Source organism: Aquimarina macrocephali, from assembly GCF_051627225.1.
GTDB classification, from domain to species: Bacteria; Bacteroidota; Bacteroidia; order Flavobacteriales; family Flavobacteriaceae; genus Aquimarina; species Aquimarina macrocephali.
Map to the genome: position 1 here is coordinate 4295861 of NZ_CP151795.1, position 16624 is coordinate 4312484.

Genomic DNA, 16624 nt, shown 5'->3' on the forward strand with positions numbered 1-16624 from the left:
AAACTTTTAATAATCAATGCTAAGATGTTCCTAAAAGCTGTCTGTGGATAAAAAATAAAAACGATATGAATACTTCAATACAAAACAGAAATCAATCTTATCTCTCTGTAGTAGGAAAACTATCAGAGAAAAGAAAATTAGTCTTTCAACTTATAAAAGACAATGAGCCTTGTTCATCGGTAGACATAAGAAACAAGCATCACATACCTATAAATGAGATTGTAGGAAGAGTTACCGAGTTAAAAGACATGTGCTTAATAGAGGAAGTAGGGATTAAAAAAAATGAATGGTCAAAACAAAACAACACTGTTTATAGAACGATTAAAAGCTTTTCTCAGAGAATAGATTTAATCAATCAAAAATATGTTGACCTAAGAGATTACAGAGATCAGATTATTAACGATTATAATCTGGGTCTAAGTGATGCCACAAAGGAAGTTCTTAAAAAGGAATTGAAAAAAACCTACAACAAGATCAATGCTCTTACTAAGGTATTGAAAACTATTGAGGCTTAAAAACAGATTAATCTATGAATACTTATAGATGTAGCAACGGGGAAAGATTAAAGCAATCTGTAATTGATCGATTAATAAGTAAGGCAAAAGCACAAAAGGTTAGAGAACAGTTTGAGGAGCATGGATACAATTTTTGTGAAGAATGTGGAATCTCAAACGGGACGTATTTGGATTGCAGTCACAATGAAAGCGTAAAAAGCTGCAAAGAAAAAGGAAGGACAGAAAAGGCATTTAACACCGGTAATATAACGATGTTATGTAGAGAGTGCCATCAAAAAAAAGACAAGCTCAATATACAATTCATAGAGAATCATTAAGGAAAATACAACAAGAAGTAAGGGAAAAAATTAAACAACTTAAGTAATGGAGAATCTGGAATTTATCATTAGTGCATCTTTTATAGTTGGGTTATCAATAATGTTTGGTTTTTGGGTTTTTATTTGGATTGGAAATAAGCATGAAACCACAATAGAACAGCATGAGTATTACAGGATAAAAGACTATGAAAAAGCTTTTAAAATGCACCAGAGGATAAACTATAAAGGCAAGATAGAAGAAATAAAAAACAGATACAATGAAAACAATGATTAAGTCTAAAAGAATAATTGACCATTTACATTGTTTGCCTCAAATCCATGCTGTTAATGCAGTATTGTATTTCAAAGAACAAAGAGGTTTAAATGTAACTACCCGATTTAAAAAGCAATCAGAAGCTTTAATATGTGCTTTTGAATGGGATGAAGAGAATACTGAAGAAGGACATGAGTATTGGAAAAAAGTGTATGACAAATTAAAAAGCAAAGGGTTATGAAAATAGAACTAATTCAACAAACAGTGTGTGATTTTTATGGTCTAAAGAATTCGGATTTATTAGTTAGAACCCGAAAAAGACACATTGTATTTGCGCGACAAATTGTAATGTATCTATCTATTTTTTATTTGAAGTACACTTTTAAAAAATCAGGAGAAATATATGGATTGAATCACGCAACAGCGTTACATGCAAACAAGACAATCAAAAACATTTACGACACCAGCAAAACATATAGAAGGCAAATAGATGAGATTAAAAAAATAATTGAAGGAGAAAGTCTTTATAATTCTATAGTAATTAAACATATCGACCTACTTCAACTGTCAATTAATTACACCAACTCAATAATCCAATTATAGAATGGCGCGACAACAACGAAATAACGTGGATTATTTTCCTTTTATGTGTGAAGATGGAAATAAAATGTTTTATCTGGAAGAAACTTATGGGAATGATGGATTTGCTGTTTTTGTAAAACTTTTAAGGGAATTAGCACGGACCAATTATCATTATTTAGACCTGTCTAAGAATACGACCATGATGTTTTTATCAGCTAAATGCAAAGTCGCAAAAAAGGTCTTAGAAGCTATCATAAATGATCTGGTTGATCTTGAAAAATTCGATAGAGAATTATGGGAGGAAAACAGAATAATTTGGTGTCAGGATTTTATTGATAGTATTCAGGATGCTTATAAAAAAAGATCCAATAATTGTATTAACAGAATTTCATTAATCCAGATTTTAATATCAAAAGGTGTCCGTAAACCACCAAAAAGTAACCCTAAACCCTTAAAACTACCAAGTGACTCACCCGTAAACCCACAAAGGATAGAAGAGGATAGTATAGAAGAGAAAAGAAAAGAAAATATACGCGCTTTTGATTTTGAAGAAAATGAAAAATTTATAAAGAAAATATGCAATTACTTTTCTCAAGAGGGAGAAGAACGAGAAATGAAAGTGTATTCCTTTTTAAAATCCTTAAACAATCAAAACAAACTTGAAGAATTCAAGACTCAAACTGAGGCTTACATCGAATACAAAAACAAATCCAAAGAAATAGCCCATGGATGGCTTAGTTACCAGACAGATTGGGAAAACACTGATTGGATTCACAAACTATCAAAATTAGGTGGTGTTTCGAGTAAAATGAACAAAGAAGTAAAAGAAAAAGTAAAGCAATATGACTAATCATCGAAAAGCAATAGAGGCGTTAAGAAACCTTGCTGGATCAAAGAGATCAAATACAGATCATGATGTGTATGTTCCGTTAAAACGAGATGTGATTGAAAATGATTTTAAGCTCACTAAATCAATGTTCTGGAAGTTATGGAAATATCATTCGAAAGATTCCTATGAGATAAACCTGGATAATGATAAAGTTGTAAAAACGATTTTCAGATATTTTTTAAAGCAGGAAGATTTTAATGAATACGGCTTAATCAAAAGTGTTCCGAGTTTAGAAAAAGGGCTTTTGATTTATGGAAACTATGGTATTGGTAAGTCTCTGCTCTTTGAGATTCTTCATAAAATAGGGAAGGAGCTCGTAACAAAACGAAATGACACCTCACTTTGGTTTAACTGTATAAGTTCAGGAGCTTTTGTAGATGAATACATGAGAGCTTCTAGAGATAAAGAAAGTACTTTCTCACTTAAACACTATTACACTGGTAAATTATACATAGATGATTTAGGCTTTGAAAACAAAGCGTTTAATAAAACAGAAGTGTTTGCAGAATTGTTATTCGAGAGAAACAAAAACAACGCAATCACTTATGTGACAACTAACCACAAACCTTCAGAGATAACAGAGCGATACGGTGAACGTATTGGAGATAGGCTACCTGAGATGTTTAACATAATCAAATGGGAAGGTAAAAGCTTTAGAAAATAAAAACTGATAAAATGTTACCTAGTTACATAAAACTATTCAAACAAGATAGAATGTTTCTTATGCAAGAATATGAAAATAATCATTTTGATATTGCTCCTGTTGATCCTGAGTATGGTATAAAAGAAAGTTCTAAAAATCATAAGAGTAGAAATACTCCTATAAAACAGAAAAATGGGAAATATTTAAAAGCCCCTGATCCTATCTATCAAAAGAAGACTTGGGATAATAGTCCTGCAGATTCTAATTATGGAAAAGAATTGTTTAGAGTGAGTAAAAATCAAATTGTATTTGGAGGTAATTTTTTTGATTGGATTGTTGAAAAACCGTTTCAACCCCCAAGAAGAAACGAATTTGAAAACTTTATAAAGAAACACCCGATAGGATGGATAATATGGGATAAATGTAATGGTAATTCAGATCAGTTTGATTGTGAATTAATATGGACATCTTTCAATAAACCAACATTTATCTATAGATATATGTGGGCAGGAATGATGCAAGGAAGTAAAATGAATGGCGAGATTGTGGAAGGAAATAAAAAGCTATATGAAAAGAGGGTCCATCCTACTCAAAAACCGACTAAAATTTATGATTGGTTATTACTTGAATATGCAAATAAAGGAGATAAAATTTTAGATACAGGTATTGGTTCAGGTTCAATAGCAATATCAGTAGATAGAGTAAATAAGTTCGAGAACATGAATCTAGAATTAACAGCCTGTGAAAATGATATACAATATTTCCACACATCCAAGTATAGGATTTATCAAAATACATCACAAACAACAATTTTTCAATTAGGTAAGTACAATGATCACAATACTAAGTAGAGAAAACAAAGAATTTATAAAAGAAAACTGTTTGCTATTGAGTAGCCGAGAGTTATCTGAATCAATTGGATGTTCTAGGACTGTTGTTCAAAGGTTTTTGAAATCAGAAGGATTAACTCCATCTAAAGAAGTTCAAAATGAATTTAGAAAAAGAGCTTTAGTAGGAAGAACGACTTTTACTACAGAACAAGATAAATATATAATAGATAATTACTTGGTTCTTCCTGTAAAAACGATTGCAAGTAATATTGGAAGAAGTGGTTGTGGTGTTCAGGGAAGGTTAAAGAGGTTAGGATTAGAAATTCCTAGAGAAATTATAAATAAAAGAAAAAAAGAAAGCAGATACCAAAAAAGTAGAATACCGGAAAACAAAGGCAAAAAGCAAAAGGATTACATGAGTGCTGAATCTATCGAAAAAACTAAAGCTACAAGATTTAGAATTGGTAATAGACCTCACAATTGGAAACCAGTAGGAAGTGAGAGAATTACTAAAGATGGTTACATAGAAATCAAAACGAGTAATCCTAATAAATGGGAGTTAAAACATCGGTATCTATATCAGCAAATACATAAAATTAAAATACCGAAAAACCACAACATAATTTTCAAAAATGGAAATTCAGAAGATTTTAATAAGCATAACCTGGTTATGGTATCTAATTCTGAATTGATGTTAAAAAACACAATACACCAATATCCTGAATCATTACAACAAATTATTAAGCTAAATAATAAAATTAAAAAGAAACTAAAAAAATAAACATTATGGCAAACGATCTACCAGAATTAAACGCAGTATTATTCGATACCCTAAGAGGGCTAAACAACGGGTCTATTGAGGAGTCAAAAGCAAAGGCAATAGTAAAAGTAACCGATGGAATAGCTAAAGTTGCTAAAATTCAACTTGATGCATTCAAAATGACAGGAGGCGCTTCCCCAGTTCCTGCAGTTTTAGGCAATGAAATGAAAATTCACCCACAAATAGGATCACCGGATAGACATACTCAAATGACTCAATTCGCTGTAAAGCTAGGTTATAAAAACGTAACAACTGCAATTAGAGATATGGGTAAAGGTGAGTTTGATAAACAATTTAAAGAATCTCAGTCAAAATAAACCAATGAACACGCTTTTCAAACACATACTAATAAACTACTATAGATTTCAATTAATGAATTTAGAGATCATGTATAATCTAACCAATGACATAGAAGAGATAGCTGGAATATGTGAAAGAGGAGTGTATTATGAAAATAAGATTAAGGAATTAGAAAGCAAAAATTAAACAATATGAGCGGTCTTACCTATGAAATACAGAACAGAAAATTACAATCATACAAACACACCTTTGATTATAATTTCTGTAAGCGAAAGTACAATGAATACGCAAGACTTGATTTGGAGGAGTTCAAAAAGTGTTTGAAAGATCGTCATAAGATCGGAGAGATAGGACATCTATGTTGCTTTATTCTTTGGATTAAAAACAAAGAAAGGCATGAATACAGGGACACTCTAGGCGATTACGGATTGATACACTTGCTTTTTCATTGCGTGGAAGCAAAACACAATATCGAAATACACGCAGAATACATATTAGAATTATTTAAACAGGACATTAAATTAAGTTAAATGGAAACACTAGAAATCAAAAAAGAAGCAGCATTAAAAGCTCACCAGGATGCATCGAACAAGGGTAAACAACTCCTTGAAAATTTACTAGGAAAGAAAACCTTTCTAAAAGAAGTAACAGAAAGAATTAAAACGATGGATGATGTTCTTCAGGAATTAGGAGAACAGGACCAAGATGTAATTGACTACCGAATATTACAAAAGCCAGGTGTATCAGATCATATCATAGGTAATCAGGAAGCTATTCTAATTGCTAAAGCTTTAAACGAAGGATATACTCCAGATTGGGATAAGTCAGATGAGTATAAATATTATCCTTGGTTTAAAATGTCTTCTTCGGGCTTTCGGTCCCACGCCTACGCTCGCTGGACTACGCATTCGGATGTCGGCTCTCGCCTTTGCTTTAAATCTTCAAAACTTGCAAAATACGCAGGAGAGCAATTTACAGAAGTGTACAGAAAATTTATGATAATCGAATAAAAACAAAACAATGAAAAATTACCAAAATTTAAAAACATTTGAAGAAGCTTGTAAGGTAGAGGGATTAGATCCCGAAAAAGTAATCCCTGATTTCTCTTGTTATCCCGAAAAAGATAGAGCTTCAATGATTGCACATTCAAAACTTGTAATCATAGTAAGAGCAGCTAACAGACTTGCGAATGATGGAAAAGAATGGATTCCAGATTTCACAAATTCTGATGAATGGAAATACGAACCATGGTTTGATTTAGAGGAGGGTTCTTCGGGCTTTCGGTGCGACGGCTACGCTGACTGGGCTGCGGGTTCGGATGTCGGCTCTCGCCTTTGCTTTATTTCAAGGGAAGTGTGTAAGTATATAGCGAATCAATTCATTGAAACATATAAGGAGTATTTCTTATAAGAAAAAGGGTTGTGTGATGTGTTGAGCGGAGTTCTTCAGGCTTTCAGTACAACGACTACGATAACTGGAATACGAATTCGAATGTCAGCTCTCACCTATGTAGAATATTAACATCACAGACCTTGCAAACATTGCAAAAAAATACAAACCACTAGAGGCGTTGGTACAGGAATGGAAAGCGACTTTTTTAAAGCAAAGGAAATGAAAAGAATCGGTAATCTATATCAAAGGATAATTAGTATTGAAAACCTTACTGAAGCTGATCACAAAGCGCAGAAAAGTAAATCAAAACAATATGGTGTTATACTTCATAACAAGAATAGAGAAGCTAATATTTTGAAATTACATAAGATGTTAAAGGAGAAAACATACAAGACTTCTAAGTATGACATATTCAAGATATATGAGCCAAAGGAGCGAGAAGTATATCGATTGCCATATTTTCCAGATAGAATTACACATCATGCCATTATGAATGTTCTTGAACCTATTTTTGTATCAACTTACACTGCGGATACTTACAGTTGTATTAAAAAGCGAGGCATTCATTTACTATTAAGAAAATTAAAAAAAGCACTCAAAAATACTTCTGATACTACTTATTGCTTAAAACTAGATATAAAGAAGTTTTACCCAAGTATTGATCATGAAATTCTAAAGACGTTATTAAGAAGAAAATTTAAGGATAACGACTTGTTGTGGTTATTAGATGAGATAATTGATAGTGCAAAAGGATTGCCTATTGGTAACTATTTAAGCCAATATTTTGCAAACTTCTATCTGAGCTATTTTGATCACTGGATAAAGGAAGAGAAGAAAGTAAAATATTACTTCCGATATGCAGATGATATAGTGATACTACACAACAGCAAACCTTATTTACACAATATATTCTATGATATAAAAAATTACCTAAATAATAATCTTAACCTAGAGATAAAAAAGAACTATCAAATATTCCCAGTGGAATCAAGAGGGATTGACTTTGTAGGGTATGTGTTCTACCATACTCACATTTTATTAAGAAAACGAATCAAGAAAAATTTTGCAAGGAAGCTGAGAAGTAATACTAATACTAAGTCAAAGGCTTCGTATTTGGGATGGTTAAAACATTGTAATGGACTACACTTAACCAAAAAACTTCTTCCAGATGAACAATTTCAAAGATTTTAATATAAAACCAAGAGTAACCAATTTCACAGGAGATAAAATACCAATCAAAAGAGTTTTCAATATTCCAATAAAGGTATTGGATTATAAAATTGAAAACTCCAAACATAAGGAAAACACCAAATGTTTGACACTGCAAATTGAAAAGGATAATGAGAAACGAATAATTTTTACAGGGTCAACCATATTGATACAACAGATTGAGAATGTACCGAAAGATAGCTTCCCGTTTATGACAACAATAATTAACGATAACGAATACTTTGAATTTACTTAAAAAAATATGAAGCCTTTAAAAAAGTACCAACCAAGTAACGGAACCGAAGGAATGTATTTTACTGATAAGTTTTGTATGAATTGTTTACACTGTGATCCTGACCCAGAAGGTCCAAAGCAATGCGAAATACTTTGTGCAACTATGGTATATGGTGTGAATGATCCAGAATACCCTAAAGAATGGGTTTACGATGAAAATGATAATCCAATATGCACTAGTTGGCAAAAATGGGATTGGGATAATGATGGAGATCCTGATGATCCAGAAAACCCAAAAGCCCCACCACCAGAAGTTCCAGACAATCAATTAATGTTGTTCAGTGTAGCTGATGAAATTTTACAAAATCATGAAATCAAAGAGCTCAAAACCTAAAAACTGGTTTCAATTACACAACCACATAACAGGATTCAGAAGAGTAACCAGGTATAACGAAAAGATTTATTTACAAAACAAAAACAAAATAATTTAAAACTATAATGGAAAAGGGCAACAGAAAAAAAGGAAGTCAAAAGAGTAATAAAAATCAATTACCACAACCAAAAAGTCAAAGAATTGCTAAAGTAATTATTAAACCTGATGCGCTCATATCAGAATCAAGAGTAAGTATAACCACAGGTAATGTTTCAGACTTAGAAATGTATAAATATTTATCAGACATGGCAAAACATTTTGCGACAGTAGTTTGTAACGAAGCAAAAGAGGTTGTTGGTGAAAACCCAGAAGAACAAATAAAATATCTTGATTGGAGAATTAAGCAATCTGGAATTAATTCATAACTATCTAAAAACAAAAAAGTATGATACTTCCATTTAGTACAAAATGGCCTAAAAATATGGGCGATTTAGAAGGAATAAGAAACAGGTTTCCTGAAAAGATATGGCATTCATTAGCACCTGTTTTAAACGATGAAGAATATTACAAATGGCATGGTGAAGAAGGGATACTTAATTTAAATATGGGTAATAACTATGATGATTCATTTTTTAATTCTGATCCTAAATTACACACCATCCGAAGGGATGAAAAAAACAGATGGAGAGCAGGGAATAAAATTCACCCAGTAATCAATAACAGAACCAAACAACAATTTCAATTTACACCGACAATTAAATGTACCGGAGTACAAAGAATTGAAATAGTAAAAGTAGCTAATGTTAAGACCCCTTATACACGATCAACGGGTAATAAAACTTTTCAAGTTATTGTTGATGGTAATTGTTTGAATAAAAATCAAATAGAACAACTAGCAATCAATGATGGTTTTGAATCAGTAGAACACTTCTTCAGATGGTTTAATGAAGATTTCACAGGCAAGTTAATACACTGGACAGATTTAAGGTATTAGACTAGCTGCTGAAAAGTATAATCTTTTCCTTCGATAGTATTGTGGAATATAGCTTCTTTAGCAAATTCACGATAGTAGTACTGATAGTTACGGCAATTTGGCTCAATATTACTAAAAGATGTATAAAGCTCTTTTAGGTTACTCCCAAAGGCCACAGTAATGTTATTCAGATTAATAACATAGAACGATGTAATATTCTTATTCATCTTACAAATGTAATATAAACTAAGAATATTTACAAATATATTTGGTTATGTAAAATATCTTATGTATTATTACATAATCAATATAAAATTTATATTATGAATGTAACTAATCACAACGGATTTAGATTTGAAATAGTAAGGTACTATGATGACAAAGCAGTAATTGAAATAAAAGAAGGCGGTGTTCAGCATCATTCTTTTATTACAGAAAAAGTAGAAAATTTAACCACCAATTTTGGCGGGGGTTTTGAAGAGTGGGTAAAGGACAATTATTAATCAATATAAAAAACATCATGAAAACAAAACACCTAATCATAACAATAATTATAGGACTAATAGTAGGAGGTTCCACCTTTCTAATTATTGAATCGCGCAGGCCAAAACACTTAATCATTATCAACACAGAAAATTTAGGATTAACCACAGATAGTGTTTTTGTAGATACTTTAATTTCGTTTACTAAAACTGAAAGTATTGATGTAGTAATTTCAAAATTAAGAGCAGCAAAATTATTTCTTCAACAACAGTTAAATGAAGAAGACAGAAAAAACAATATTCTAAATGTTACTAAACATGGATAATTTTATTAACGAATGAAGCACTAAAAGAAATGTTATGAAAACCCCAAAAGAATTAAAGTTTAAACAGTGCCCTTTTGGCTGTGATTGTGATTATGAACTTGTAAAAGAAGATCAAAAGTTTACATCAAACGGAAATGTTTATCAAGGTAAAAGGTGGGTGTATAAATGTCCTGAATGTAAAAAACAATTTACGACTACTGAATCCGATACAATTTCAATGCAAAATCTAAAAAATAAAAAACTATGAAACTATCAGGAGCAGCAAAACAAGCGTTTGAAGAGTGGTATTTACATATGATATTTGGCAGACGTACAGATTATAGTGTATATCCAGATGGTGCTATTTTATCAAAGTTTTACCGGTCGATAGAATCCATGGAATGGGGCGTATACCAAGATTGGTTTGATAGTGTGGGGATAAGAATTATAATTGATTTAGATGTGGAAGAAATGCGTTGTGAAGATTATGATCTATATATAGAGGAGCGTCATAAAGAATTCTGCCACTATGGCAAATTTCAAACAAGGACAGAGTCTCGAATTGAAGCCATAGAAAAAGCAAACGAAATATTTAATAATAGAGAGAAATGAAATATAAAATGGATAAAATAATATTAAAAAACATAGCAAAACATTGGTGTAAATCAATACTACTAGCGAACGACACCACATCATTTGAAGATGTTGAAGATATTCTTAGTCAAGAAGAGATACACTATATACAAGAAGAATCGCATAGAATAGCTAACAGAATAATTGATGGAGACAGAATGTCTTCTATGCAGGAAATAGTTAAGAAATATTATGATTTTTAAAAACTAAATTTATGAAAGTATACACACAAGACGACATACCAAAGCTAGAATTAGAAATATGGAAGTTAGAAAATGAAAGATCAGAAATTGACCGTAAAATAAATAAGCTGGAAAATAAAATATTTTATTTAAATCATCCGGAGTGCTTGTAAATGGAAATATAAAGAACTAATGAAATGAAAATACATATTGAATTTAATTTTTGGTTATGGCTAGGAAGATTATGTTTTAGGAAATTATCAAAACCAAAAAAGGTTTTACCAGATGGTATTCCTGGAAGAAGAAGTGAAACGGCTTTATGTACAGGTTATAATCCTAGAAAACGAAAGCCTGGAGATTATATTGAGTGTGAGACTGATGGACATTATTTATGTGATGAATGCTGTCATAATATAAAATTTAAGAACTAACATTAAATAAAGAATAATCATGCACGCAGATATTCAAGGAGCATTAAACCAGATAAACACAAGTTACAAAGCGTTTGAGCATAATGACAAAAAATTAACCAAAAGTCAGGTAAGGAAAATCTTGGAATATGGTTTATCCAAAGGTTATAAAACTACCAGAGATTTTAAAGATGAGGAAGTTGATCAAATAATAAAAACATGAAACTAGCAATTAAATTTACAGACGGTTCACCATCTTTTACTCATGGAGTTGAATTTGGAAGAATACTACAAAAGATGGAACTAGGTAATCAGAATGTAGATAATGAAGGTTTCCCTGTAAGAATAGAGAACAAACAAGTATACATATCGGCTTGTAAATATTATAATTATACACCTGTATTTGGTGATGTATGGTTTAATGAGTGGGTTAGTTTTATAGCTATAAAAAATACTTCATTTGAATTGCCGGTTCTTAATTAAAAAATAACTCTCCCCACCGTGGAAAACCACAAGGTTATAATACAACTCAATCATATATTTGAATTATGATAAAATGGTTGAGAAAAATATACGAATTTCAGAAGTACAGGTACAACATGAAAAGACATAATTTATGTAGATGTACTTCTAAGAAATTATTGACTCCAAATAGTAAGCATTGCCTTAACTGTGGAAGAAAAATATAATTACCCCATTGTTTTTTGTTTTAAATTTTGACTAAACTCCCTGATTAGCTACCTGGGAGTTTTAAAATAATTGTAAATTTGTAATATGGAAAATATACGCGAAAAGGGTTTGTATAATGTAATAAATTATTTCTTGAATAAGAAATGGATTTCACGTATTGTTATACGCTTTTTGAGTGAGGAAAAGAAGGAAAGAATATTAATAGAAAGTATGCGAGATCAATTAGCTTTCTTTGGGAATGACACCACCAATATAACTGATGAGGAAATAAAGGAAGGTATCAAAAGGATACCTAAAGCAATAGGTAGTTTTGGCGCAACACTGGAAGAAGCTGCAACTGCTTCACGAGTATTAAGTTCACTCAAAGTATAAATTATATTATGAATATTAAAGAATTAAAAGATTTTCTTATTAAAAATAATTGGAAAGAAACCGATCTGGGATTTGTAGCAGACAACTTACTTGTTTACTATAGAAAAGATTTCAAAGAATGGAGACTGAAGGATATGAACAAATTCACTAATATGGACATTACCTCAATAGATCTTCCTTTTAGTGAGAAAGAAAAACAAAGATTTCGAATAATTTGTTCTAATAGCCACAAATCTAGTTAACCCACTTCCTGCCACATCCACACTCCTTTATGATCATTGAAGTAATACCGAATATCATCACATTCAAAGTTTTTATATCTATCGATTAGTCCAGTAAATATTACAATACTAGCTCTTAAACTTCTTTTCCCAGAATAATCTCCACCGATACCACTATAAGAATATATTTTATTTTTAAGATGAGCGTAGTATATGCCATCATTAACCACCTTAATAGAGGAAAGTCCACAATAGGCCCTGTTTATCTTTTTTTTAATAAACTCCTCCTTTATTTCGATTACATTGTTTGATACTGACATTTGGAAATTTTTCCAAAACTAGGAAATTTCCCTAAAATCATAATGAAATGTTAATAAGTTATTCAAGTATATAGACTATGGTTAAAGTGTAAATATTATATTTATTTAGACTAAATAAGAATAATAATTTGTATCTTTACATAAAGTGATTGAGGCCACATTTGTTTTCATAAAAAAAAGATTGAGTTTTTTTGATTACTATTTAAGATTGTTAGTTATGAGGCAAAGAGAAGGTATTAAACAATGCCTTCTCTTTTTTTTGACACAAGAAAAAACACATGGAAGTAACAATTAACATAGCAGAATGGTTAGCATATTTAGTCGTTGTCTTACTAGCACTAAAATTAGTGGATTCAACTCTTTCACTTTATAAACGATATTTAGAGTGGAAGCTAAGAAGGTTAAGGAAAAACCAAAATAAATAATGAAACTAACATTTAGTCAATTACTAGCATTATTATTCATTGCATTAAAACTAACAGATCATATAAACTGGTCATGGGGGTGGGCTTTATCTCCTTTATGGATCTCACTGAGTCTACAATTTATAATGACCTACAAAAAAAGAAAGTCAAAAGAAGAATCCAAAGAATCTAAATTCAACAAGAAGTTAAAGAATCTAATGGATAAGGCAGAACAACAGGGTAAGTCATGAAACTTAGTATAAAAAAGAATAGATCAAAACCCAACTGGAGTAAGGTATCAATAGAACCTTATAAGGTTGGAATTAGTAATGGAGATTTTGAAAAAGATATATACACTTACATATTTAAAACGAAATAACAGTGGGAGCACCTAAAGGAAATCAATTTTGGAAACTAAGAAGTAAACACGGAAGAGATAAGCTTTTTGCTACTCCTGAATTGCTTTGGGAAGCTGCTTGTGAGTATTTCCAATGGTGTGATGATAATCCTTTAATTGAGAATAAAGTAATAAACAGCGCAAAGGAAGGAGTGGTTGATCATCCAGTGAGTAAGGTGAGAGTATACACACTGAATGGACTTTGTTTGTACCTGGATTGTAATGATGCTTATTTAAGACAGTTTAAGGTGTTATTAAGAGGAAAAGAGGATAAACTATCAAAAGATTTTTCGACAGTCATCACACATATAGAGAAAACGATTTACGAACAACAGTTCACAAACGCTGCGGCAGATCTTCTAAATGCCAACATAATATCTCGTTCTTTAGGCTTAACAGATAAGAAGGATTTAACCTCTGGAGGTGAAAAGATACCATCATCACAACCGCAACAGGTTGAAGTTATATTCAAAGATTTTTCGAAAGATGAAGAAGAATGAAAATAATACCTTCTTCATATTCTAAACCTATATTTACTGAAGACTTTTATGAAGCTGATGTATGGGGTGGTCGTGCTAGAGGAGGGAGCCATAATATAACATTACACGCATTATTTAAAATGAGAACTTCTATTTACTTTAGAGGTTATTTTGTTAGAGCTATACAGAGCAGCATAAGGGATTCGTTATGGCAGGATTTTAAAGATAGAATAGAGGAGGTCTCAGATATTAACTCTTATGACTATTTAAAAGATTTTAAAATTAATGATTCCAGTATGTCAGCTATTTATCTACCTAATGGAAACATCATAAAATCAAAAGGTTTCAGAGCTTCTACAAAAGCCAACACGGCCAATATGAAATCTATTGCAGGGGCTACACATGTTTATATTGAGGAATGTGAAGAAGTAGGAGAGGAGGAGTACAACAAGCTTGCCGATTCATTAAGAACTACAAAGGGTAAGATTCAAATAATACGATCATGGAATCCACCGCCAAAGGAACATTGGCTAGTACGTAATTACCACAACACAATTGATTCACAATATGAGGGTTACTACGATCTAGAACCAAAAGGAATACCAAACCATATATCTGTAAAAGGAACGTATTATGACAACATAAAGAACATAGATCACAACACTAGAGCCAGATATGAGAGATATAAAGATACTACACCAAAATATTATTACAGCCAGATAAAAGGGTTGGTAAGTGATGGAGGTCACAACAAAGTATACAATAATTGGAAAAGAGTATCTTTAAGAGATTATCTTAATATGGATTTCCCTGCTGTTTACGGGTTAGATATAGGAGATACAGCACCTAATGCACTCGGGGAACATAAATATAATGATGGTAAGTTTTATGATCATGAAATGCTTTATAAATCTTCTAGACAATTAAAATCCGAAGCTACAGAAATAAATAAAGGGGTACTTGTTGATAAACTTGAAATGTTAGGAGTCAGAAAACAGCAGCCTATGATCGTAGATGGTGCAGCAAAAGACGCTATAAGAGAGCTTAGAAATGCAGGGTATAACGCACGGCCTTCTGATAAATCACCAGGTTCGGTAAAGTCCGGGATTGAATTCATTAATAGAGCTGAGAATTACTATACTGATACTTCAATAAATTACGAGAGTGAGTATAATGGGTATTATCTTGAAACGGATCAATATAAAGTGCCTATTGATGGAAAACCCATAAAAGGAAATGATCACCTCATGGACGAATCAAGATATGCTAAAGTTTGGATGCGGAAGAAATATAGGATAACTCTTTAGTTTACCATTTATTTAAAGAATATATAGTAAAAGTATTGATTTTTATATATTGAAGCCGTATCTTTATACAAACTAAATTGATGTACATTTTTTACAATAAAGAAACCGAAGAACTTCAATTATACGGATCTCAAAAAACATTAAACAAGTACACAAAGATCAACAAACACACTTTAAGGTATCAATTCACAGTTAAAAAGAGATTCCGATATGTTACTGATCGATTCATTGTTGTTCGAGTCAAAAAACAGATAACAAAATGAAACTAAAAAAATCTGATTTCAGAATCAAAGAAGCAAACGGAATATTCACAATCCAGAAATTCATGGGTAAAAAGATGGATAATGGCACCAATATTATGACTAATACTAAAACTGATTTTATTACACCACCTTTTATCAAGGTTAATAACAAACTATTTCCTTTATTTAATTATTTCAAAAGCCTGGAGGATGCAAAATATGTAATAGAAAATTGTATTTTTATTAGTAATGAAGAAAATGAAGTTAAATACCATTATTTAGATGACTAAGGCCGAAAAACAACATAAACTAAAACTAATATCATTAATCATATTAGTGAATACCGAATACGCCAGAAGGAAACCATTTAAAGATATATGGAAAACATTGGCATTTGCTCACGAGCAAGTTTGGTGGGCAAGGCAAGCTGTTATGTTAAGTTATACTCCGACTTTTGAGAAAGGAGGAATAGCTGTAATTGGAGAGAATAAGGAATCAGAGGTTAATTTACCTCGAAACAACTTTAAATGAGCGATCAACCAAGCCGTTATTACATAGCTTACAGAAGCGAAAAAGAATGTTATAGAATAAAAGCAGATGACTACCAGGTGTTTGATTCTAGGCATTTCTTATACATGAATGATTATATTGTTGGGTCATTCCCATTAATAGAAGGTTGGGTTGTGATGCTAGATGAGTATGTTGAGAATATAGATATACTTTCTAAGCTTATTTTGGAGTACTTAGAATACAAAGAAGGTTTTGATCCTTTCATGTTAGAGGATATTACCGAAGAGGAATTAATTAAAATGTGGTTTAATCAGAGAAATGAAGATAGTCAATAAACAAG

General features: G+C 31.4%; 34 protein-coding genes. 33 read left to right on the top strand and 1 reads right to left on the bottom strand.

The annotated features are described in order from the left end of the window. The first annotated feature begins 65 nt into the window (after positions 1-65). From AAFU52_RS18840 to AAFU52_RS18970, 27 genes are all read left to right on the top strand, one after another. Positions 66-515 (top strand): hypothetical protein, encoded by a 450-nt coding sequence (locus AAFU52_RS18840; protein WP_438423082.1) that lies wholly within the window; start codon positions 66-68, stop codon positions 513-515. Between the two features lie 14 nt (positions 516-529). Next, positions 530-832, top strand: a complete 303-nt coding sequence (locus tag AAFU52_RS18845) for a hypothetical protein (protein ID WP_438423083.1) — start codon at positions 530-532, stop codon at positions 830-832. A gap of 46 nt (positions 833-878) precedes the next feature. Continuing rightward, positions 879-1106 (top strand): hypothetical protein, encoded by a 228-nt coding sequence (locus AAFU52_RS18850; RefSeq protein WP_438423084.1) that lies wholly within the window; start codon positions 879-881, stop codon positions 1104-1106. After that, a complete protein-coding gene (locus tag AAFU52_RS18855; RefSeq protein WP_438423085.1) occupies positions 1090-1326 on the top strand; it encodes a hypothetical protein in 237 nt (78 codons plus the stop codon). The genes AAFU52_RS18850 and AAFU52_RS18855 overlap by 17 nt, the downstream gene beginning before the upstream one ends. Further along, a complete protein-coding gene (locus AAFU52_RS18860) occupies positions 1323-1688 on the top strand; it encodes a helix-turn-helix domain-containing protein (RefSeq protein WP_438423086.1) in 366 nt (121 codons plus the stop codon). The genes AAFU52_RS18855 and AAFU52_RS18860 overlap by 4 nt, the downstream gene beginning before the upstream one ends. A gap of 1 nt (position 1689) precedes the next feature. After that, the gene (locus AAFU52_RS18865) at positions 1690-2517 is read left to right on the top strand and encodes a DUF4373 domain-containing protein (RefSeq protein ID WP_438423087.1); all 828 of its coding nucleotides are present in this window, start codon (positions 1690-1692) and stop codon (positions 2515-2517) included. After that, positions 2510-3220 carry a DnaA ATPase domain-containing protein gene (locus tag AAFU52_RS18870; RefSeq protein ID WP_438423088.1) on the top strand — a complete coding sequence of 237 codons (711 nt, stop codon included), beginning with the start codon at positions 2510-2512 and terminating at the stop codon, positions 3218-3220. The genes AAFU52_RS18865 and AAFU52_RS18870 overlap by 8 nt, the downstream gene beginning before the upstream one ends. An 11-nt stretch (positions 3221-3231) precedes the next feature. After that, complete coding sequence (locus AAFU52_RS18875) at positions 3232-4050, top strand: DNA methyltransferase (protein ID WP_438423090.1); 819 nt, start codon at positions 3232-3234, stop codon at positions 4048-4050. Continuing rightward, a complete protein-coding gene (locus tag AAFU52_RS18880; protein WP_438423091.1) occupies positions 4031-4810 on the top strand; it encodes an HNH endonuclease in 780 nt (259 codons plus the stop codon). The genes AAFU52_RS18875 and AAFU52_RS18880 overlap by 20 nt, the downstream gene beginning before the upstream one ends. Positions 4811-4815: 5 nt before the next feature. Then, complete coding sequence (locus AAFU52_RS18885) at positions 4816-5166, top strand: hypothetical protein (protein WP_438423092.1); 351 nt, start codon at positions 4816-4818, stop codon at positions 5164-5166. Positions 5167-5679: 513 nt separating this feature from the next. After that, on the top strand, positions 5680-6159 hold the full coding sequence (locus AAFU52_RS18890) for a hypothetical protein (RefSeq protein WP_438423093.1): 480 nt from the start codon (positions 5680-5682) through the stop codon (positions 6157-6159). A gap of 10 nt (positions 6160-6169) precedes the next feature. Beyond that, positions 6170-6559 (top strand): hypothetical protein, encoded by a 390-nt coding sequence (locus AAFU52_RS18895; protein WP_438423094.1) that lies wholly within the window; start codon positions 6170-6172, stop codon positions 6557-6559. A gap of 201 nt (positions 6560-6760) precedes the next feature. After that, positions 6761-7732 (top strand): reverse transcriptase domain-containing protein, encoded by a 972-nt coding sequence (locus AAFU52_RS18900; RefSeq protein ID WP_438423096.1) that lies wholly within the window; start codon positions 6761-6763, stop codon positions 7730-7732. After that, entirely contained in the window at positions 7710-8006 is a 297-nt protein-coding gene (locus tag AAFU52_RS18905) for a hypothetical protein (protein WP_438423097.1), read from the top strand. Before AAFU52_RS18900 ends, AAFU52_RS18905 begins: the two co-directional genes overlap by 23 nt. A 6-nt stretch (positions 8007-8012) precedes the next feature. After that, complete coding sequence (locus AAFU52_RS18910) at positions 8013-8378, top strand: hypothetical protein (RefSeq protein WP_438423099.1); 366 nt, start codon at positions 8013-8015, stop codon at positions 8376-8378. 104 nt (positions 8379-8482) lie between these two features. Further along, entirely contained in the window at positions 8483-8782 is a 300-nt protein-coding gene (locus tag AAFU52_RS18915; protein WP_438423100.1) for a hypothetical protein, read from the top strand. Positions 8783-8802: 20 nt separating this feature from the next. Next, positions 8803-9351 carry a hypothetical protein gene (locus AAFU52_RS18920; RefSeq protein ID WP_438423101.1) on the top strand — a complete coding sequence of 183 codons (549 nt, stop codon included), beginning with the start codon at positions 8803-8805 and terminating at the stop codon, positions 9349-9351. A 302-nt stretch (positions 9352-9653) separates the two neighbouring features. Continuing rightward, positions 9654-9833, top strand: coding sequence for a hypothetical protein (locus tag AAFU52_RS18925; protein ID WP_438423102.1), 180 nt, complete (start codon positions 9654-9656; stop codon positions 9831-9833). Between the two features lie 17 nt (positions 9834-9850). Next, on the top strand, positions 9851-10138 hold the full coding sequence (locus AAFU52_RS18930; RefSeq protein ID WP_438423103.1) for a hypothetical protein: 288 nt from the start codon (positions 9851-9853) through the stop codon (positions 10136-10138). 34 nt (positions 10139-10172) lie between these two features. Next, the gene (locus AAFU52_RS18935; RefSeq protein WP_438423104.1) at positions 10173-10385 is read left to right on the top strand and encodes a hypothetical protein; all 213 of its coding nucleotides are present in this window, start codon (positions 10173-10175) and stop codon (positions 10383-10385) included. Then, positions 10382-10729: a hypothetical protein gene (locus AAFU52_RS18940; protein ID WP_438423105.1), complete on the top strand. Its 348-nt coding sequence runs from the start codon at positions 10382-10384 to the stop codon at positions 10727-10729. The genes AAFU52_RS18935 and AAFU52_RS18940 overlap by 4 nt, the downstream gene beginning before the upstream one ends. Before the next feature lie 8 nt (positions 10730-10737). Further along, positions 10738-10953, top strand: coding sequence for a hypothetical protein (locus tag AAFU52_RS18945; RefSeq protein WP_438423107.1), 216 nt, complete (start codon positions 10738-10740; stop codon positions 10951-10953). A gap of 176 nt (positions 10954-11129) precedes the next feature. After that, positions 11130-11363, top strand: a complete 234-nt coding sequence (locus AAFU52_RS18950; RefSeq protein WP_438423108.1) for a hypothetical protein — start codon at positions 11130-11132, stop codon at positions 11361-11363. A 19-nt stretch (positions 11364-11382) separates the two neighbouring features. Continuing rightward, entirely contained in the window at positions 11383-11565 is a 183-nt protein-coding gene (locus AAFU52_RS18955; protein ID WP_438423109.1) for a hypothetical protein, read from the top strand. Next, positions 11562-11825 carry a hypothetical protein gene (locus tag AAFU52_RS18960; RefSeq protein WP_438423110.1) on the top strand — a complete coding sequence of 88 codons (264 nt, stop codon included), beginning with the start codon at positions 11562-11564 and terminating at the stop codon, positions 11823-11825. Before AAFU52_RS18955 ends, AAFU52_RS18960 begins: the two co-directional genes overlap by 4 nt. Before the next feature lie 291 nt (positions 11826-12116). Beyond that, complete coding sequence (locus AAFU52_RS18965; protein ID WP_438423111.1) at positions 12117-12404, top strand: hypothetical protein; 288 nt, start codon at positions 12117-12119, stop codon at positions 12402-12404. A gap of 8 nt (positions 12405-12412) precedes the next feature. Beyond that, the gene (locus AAFU52_RS18970; protein ID WP_438423112.1) at positions 12413-12646 is read left to right on the top strand and encodes a hypothetical protein; all 234 of its coding nucleotides are present in this window, start codon (positions 12413-12415) and stop codon (positions 12644-12646) included. On the opposite strand, the gene AAFU52_RS18975 is transcribed toward AAFU52_RS18970, so the two are convergent. Further along, the gene (locus tag AAFU52_RS18975) at positions 12643-12945 is read right to left on the bottom strand and encodes a hypothetical protein (protein ID WP_438423113.1); all 303 of its coding nucleotides are present in this window, start codon (positions 12943-12945) and stop codon (positions 12643-12645) included. The two genes, AAFU52_RS18970 and AAFU52_RS18975, sit on opposite strands and share 4 nt — an antisense overlap. A gap of 424 nt (positions 12946-13369) precedes the next feature. Between AAFU52_RS18975 and AAFU52_RS18980 the strand changes: the two genes are divergently transcribed. From AAFU52_RS18980 to AAFU52_RS19005, 6 genes are all read left to right on the top strand, one after another. Then, the gene (locus AAFU52_RS18980; RefSeq protein WP_438423115.1) at positions 13370-13600 is read left to right on the top strand and encodes a hypothetical protein; all 231 of its coding nucleotides are present in this window, start codon (positions 13370-13372) and stop codon (positions 13598-13600) included. 130 nt (positions 13601-13730) lie between these two features. Beyond that, positions 13731-14246: a terminase small subunit gene (locus AAFU52_RS18985; protein WP_438423116.1), complete on the top strand. Its 516-nt coding sequence runs from the start codon at positions 13731-13733 to the stop codon at positions 14244-14246. Continuing rightward, positions 14243-15532 (top strand): phage terminase large subunit, encoded by a 1290-nt coding sequence (locus tag AAFU52_RS18990; protein WP_438423117.1) that lies wholly within the window; start codon positions 14243-14245, stop codon positions 15530-15532. The genes AAFU52_RS18985 and AAFU52_RS18990 overlap by 4 nt, the downstream gene beginning before the upstream one ends. A 259-nt stretch (positions 15533-15791) precedes the next feature. Continuing rightward, positions 15792-16064, top strand: a complete 273-nt coding sequence (locus tag AAFU52_RS18995; RefSeq protein WP_438423118.1) for a hypothetical protein — start codon at positions 15792-15794, stop codon at positions 16062-16064. Beyond that, entirely contained in the window at positions 16057-16305 is a 249-nt protein-coding gene (locus AAFU52_RS19000) for a hypothetical protein (protein WP_438423119.1), read from the top strand. The genes AAFU52_RS18995 and AAFU52_RS19000 overlap by 8 nt, the downstream gene beginning before the upstream one ends. Then, complete coding sequence (locus AAFU52_RS19005) at positions 16302-16619, top strand: hypothetical protein (protein WP_438423120.1); 318 nt, start codon at positions 16302-16304, stop codon at positions 16617-16619. The genes AAFU52_RS19000 and AAFU52_RS19005 overlap by 4 nt, the downstream gene beginning before the upstream one ends. Positions 16620-16624: the final 5 nt, after the last annotated feature.

Excerpts from the sequence above, each read along its gene's own strand:
- AAFU52_RS19005 (WP_438423120.1), top strand. The coding sequence starts at position 16,302 with ATGAGCGATCAACCAAGCCGTTATTACATAGCTTACAGAAGCGAAAAA.
- AAFU52_RS18960 (WP_438423110.1), top strand. The coding sequence starts at position 11,562 with ATGAAACTAGCAATTAAATTTACAGACGGTTCACCATCTTTTACTCAT.
- AAFU52_RS18870 (WP_438423088.1), top strand. The coding sequence starts at position 2,510 with ATGACTAATCATCGAAAAGCAATAGAGGCGTTAAGAAACCTTGCTGGA.
- AAFU52_RS18945 (WP_438423107.1), top strand. The coding sequence starts at position 10,738 with ATGGATAAAATAATATTAAAAAACATAGCAAAACATTGGTGTAAATCA.
- AAFU52_RS18850 (WP_438423084.1), top strand. The coding sequence starts at position 879 with ATGGAGAATCTGGAATTTATCATTAGTGCATCTTTTATAGTTGGGTTA.
- AAFU52_RS18975 (WP_438423113.1), bottom strand. The coding sequence starts at position 12,945 with ATGTCAGTATCAAACAATGTAATCGAAATAAAGGAGGAGTTTATTAAA.
- AAFU52_RS18860 (WP_438423086.1), top strand. The coding sequence starts at position 1,323 with ATGAAAATAGAACTAATTCAACAAACAGTGTGTGATTTTTATGGTCTA.
- AAFU52_RS18915 (WP_438423100.1), top strand. The coding sequence starts at position 8,483 with ATGGAAAAGGGCAACAGAAAAAAAGGAAGTCAAAAGAGTAATAAAAAT.
- AAFU52_RS18855 (WP_438423085.1), top strand. The coding sequence starts at position 1,090 with ATGAAAACAATGATTAAGTCTAAAAGAATAATTGACCATTTACATTGT.
- AAFU52_RS18910 (WP_438423099.1), top strand. The coding sequence starts at position 8,013 with ATGAAGCCTTTAAAAAAGTACCAACCAAGTAACGGAACCGAAGGAATG.
- AAFU52_RS18995 (WP_438423118.1), top strand. The coding sequence starts at position 15,792 with ATGAAACTAAAAAAATCTGATTTCAGAATCAAAGAAGCAAACGGAATA.
- AAFU52_RS18925 (WP_438423102.1), top strand. The coding sequence starts at position 9,654 with ATGAATGTAACTAATCACAACGGATTTAGATTTGAAATAGTAAGGTAC.
- AAFU52_RS18990 (WP_438423117.1), top strand. The coding sequence starts at position 14,243 with ATGAAAATAATACCTTCTTCATATTCTAAACCTATATTTACTGAAGAC.
- AAFU52_RS18970 (WP_438423112.1), top strand. The coding sequence starts at position 12,413 with ATGAATATTAAAGAATTAAAAGATTTTCTTATTAAAAATAATTGGAAA.
- AAFU52_RS18950 (WP_438423108.1), top strand. The coding sequence starts at position 11,130 with ATGAAAATACATATTGAATTTAATTTTTGGTTATGGCTAGGAAGATTA.
- AAFU52_RS18920 (WP_438423101.1), top strand. The coding sequence starts at position 8,803 with ATGATACTTCCATTTAGTACAAAATGGCCTAAAAATATGGGCGATTTA.
- AAFU52_RS18940 (WP_438423105.1), top strand. The coding sequence starts at position 10,382 with ATGAAACTATCAGGAGCAGCAAAACAAGCGTTTGAAGAGTGGTATTTA.
- AAFU52_RS18875 (WP_438423090.1), top strand. The coding sequence starts at position 3,232 with ATGTTACCTAGTTACATAAAACTATTCAAACAAGATAGAATGTTTCTT.
- AAFU52_RS19000 (WP_438423119.1), top strand. The coding sequence starts at position 16,057 with ATGACTAAGGCCGAAAAACAACATAAACTAAAACTAATATCATTAATC.
- AAFU52_RS18890 (WP_438423093.1), top strand. The coding sequence starts at position 5,680 with ATGGAAACACTAGAAATCAAAAAAGAAGCAGCATTAAAAGCTCACCAG.
- AAFU52_RS18955 (WP_438423109.1), top strand. The coding sequence starts at position 11,383 with ATGCACGCAGATATTCAAGGAGCATTAAACCAGATAAACACAAGTTAC.
- AAFU52_RS18905 (WP_438423097.1), top strand. The coding sequence starts at position 7,710 with ATGAACAATTTCAAAGATTTTAATATAAAACCAAGAGTAACCAATTTC.
- AAFU52_RS18895 (WP_438423094.1), top strand. The coding sequence starts at position 6,170 with ATGAAAAATTACCAAAATTTAAAAACATTTGAAGAAGCTTGTAAGGTA.
- AAFU52_RS18885 (WP_438423092.1), top strand. The coding sequence starts at position 4,816 with ATGGCAAACGATCTACCAGAATTAAACGCAGTATTATTCGATACCCTA.
- AAFU52_RS18900 (WP_438423096.1), top strand. The coding sequence starts at position 6,761 with ATGAAAAGAATCGGTAATCTATATCAAAGGATAATTAGTATTGAAAAC.
- AAFU52_RS18935 (WP_438423104.1), top strand. The coding sequence starts at position 10,173 with ATGAAAACCCCAAAAGAATTAAAGTTTAAACAGTGCCCTTTTGGCTGT.
- AAFU52_RS18930 (WP_438423103.1), top strand. The coding sequence starts at position 9,851 with ATGAAAACAAAACACCTAATCATAACAATAATTATAGGACTAATAGTA.
- AAFU52_RS18840 (WP_438423082.1), top strand. The coding sequence starts at position 66 with ATGAATACTTCAATACAAAACAGAAATCAATCTTATCTCTCTGTAGTA.
- AAFU52_RS18845 (WP_438423083.1), top strand. The coding sequence starts at position 530 with ATGAATACTTATAGATGTAGCAACGGGGAAAGATTAAAGCAATCTGTA.
- AAFU52_RS18965 (WP_438423111.1), top strand. The coding sequence starts at position 12,117 with ATGGAAAATATACGCGAAAAGGGTTTGTATAATGTAATAAATTATTTC.
- AAFU52_RS18980 (WP_438423115.1), top strand. The coding sequence starts at position 13,370 with ATGAAACTAACATTTAGTCAATTACTAGCATTATTATTCATTGCATTA.
- AAFU52_RS18880 (WP_438423091.1), top strand. The coding sequence starts at position 4,031 with ATGATCACAATACTAAGTAGAGAAAACAAAGAATTTATAAAAGAAAAC.
- AAFU52_RS18865 (WP_438423087.1), top strand. The coding sequence starts at position 1,690 with ATGGCGCGACAACAACGAAATAACGTGGATTATTTTCCTTTTATGTGT.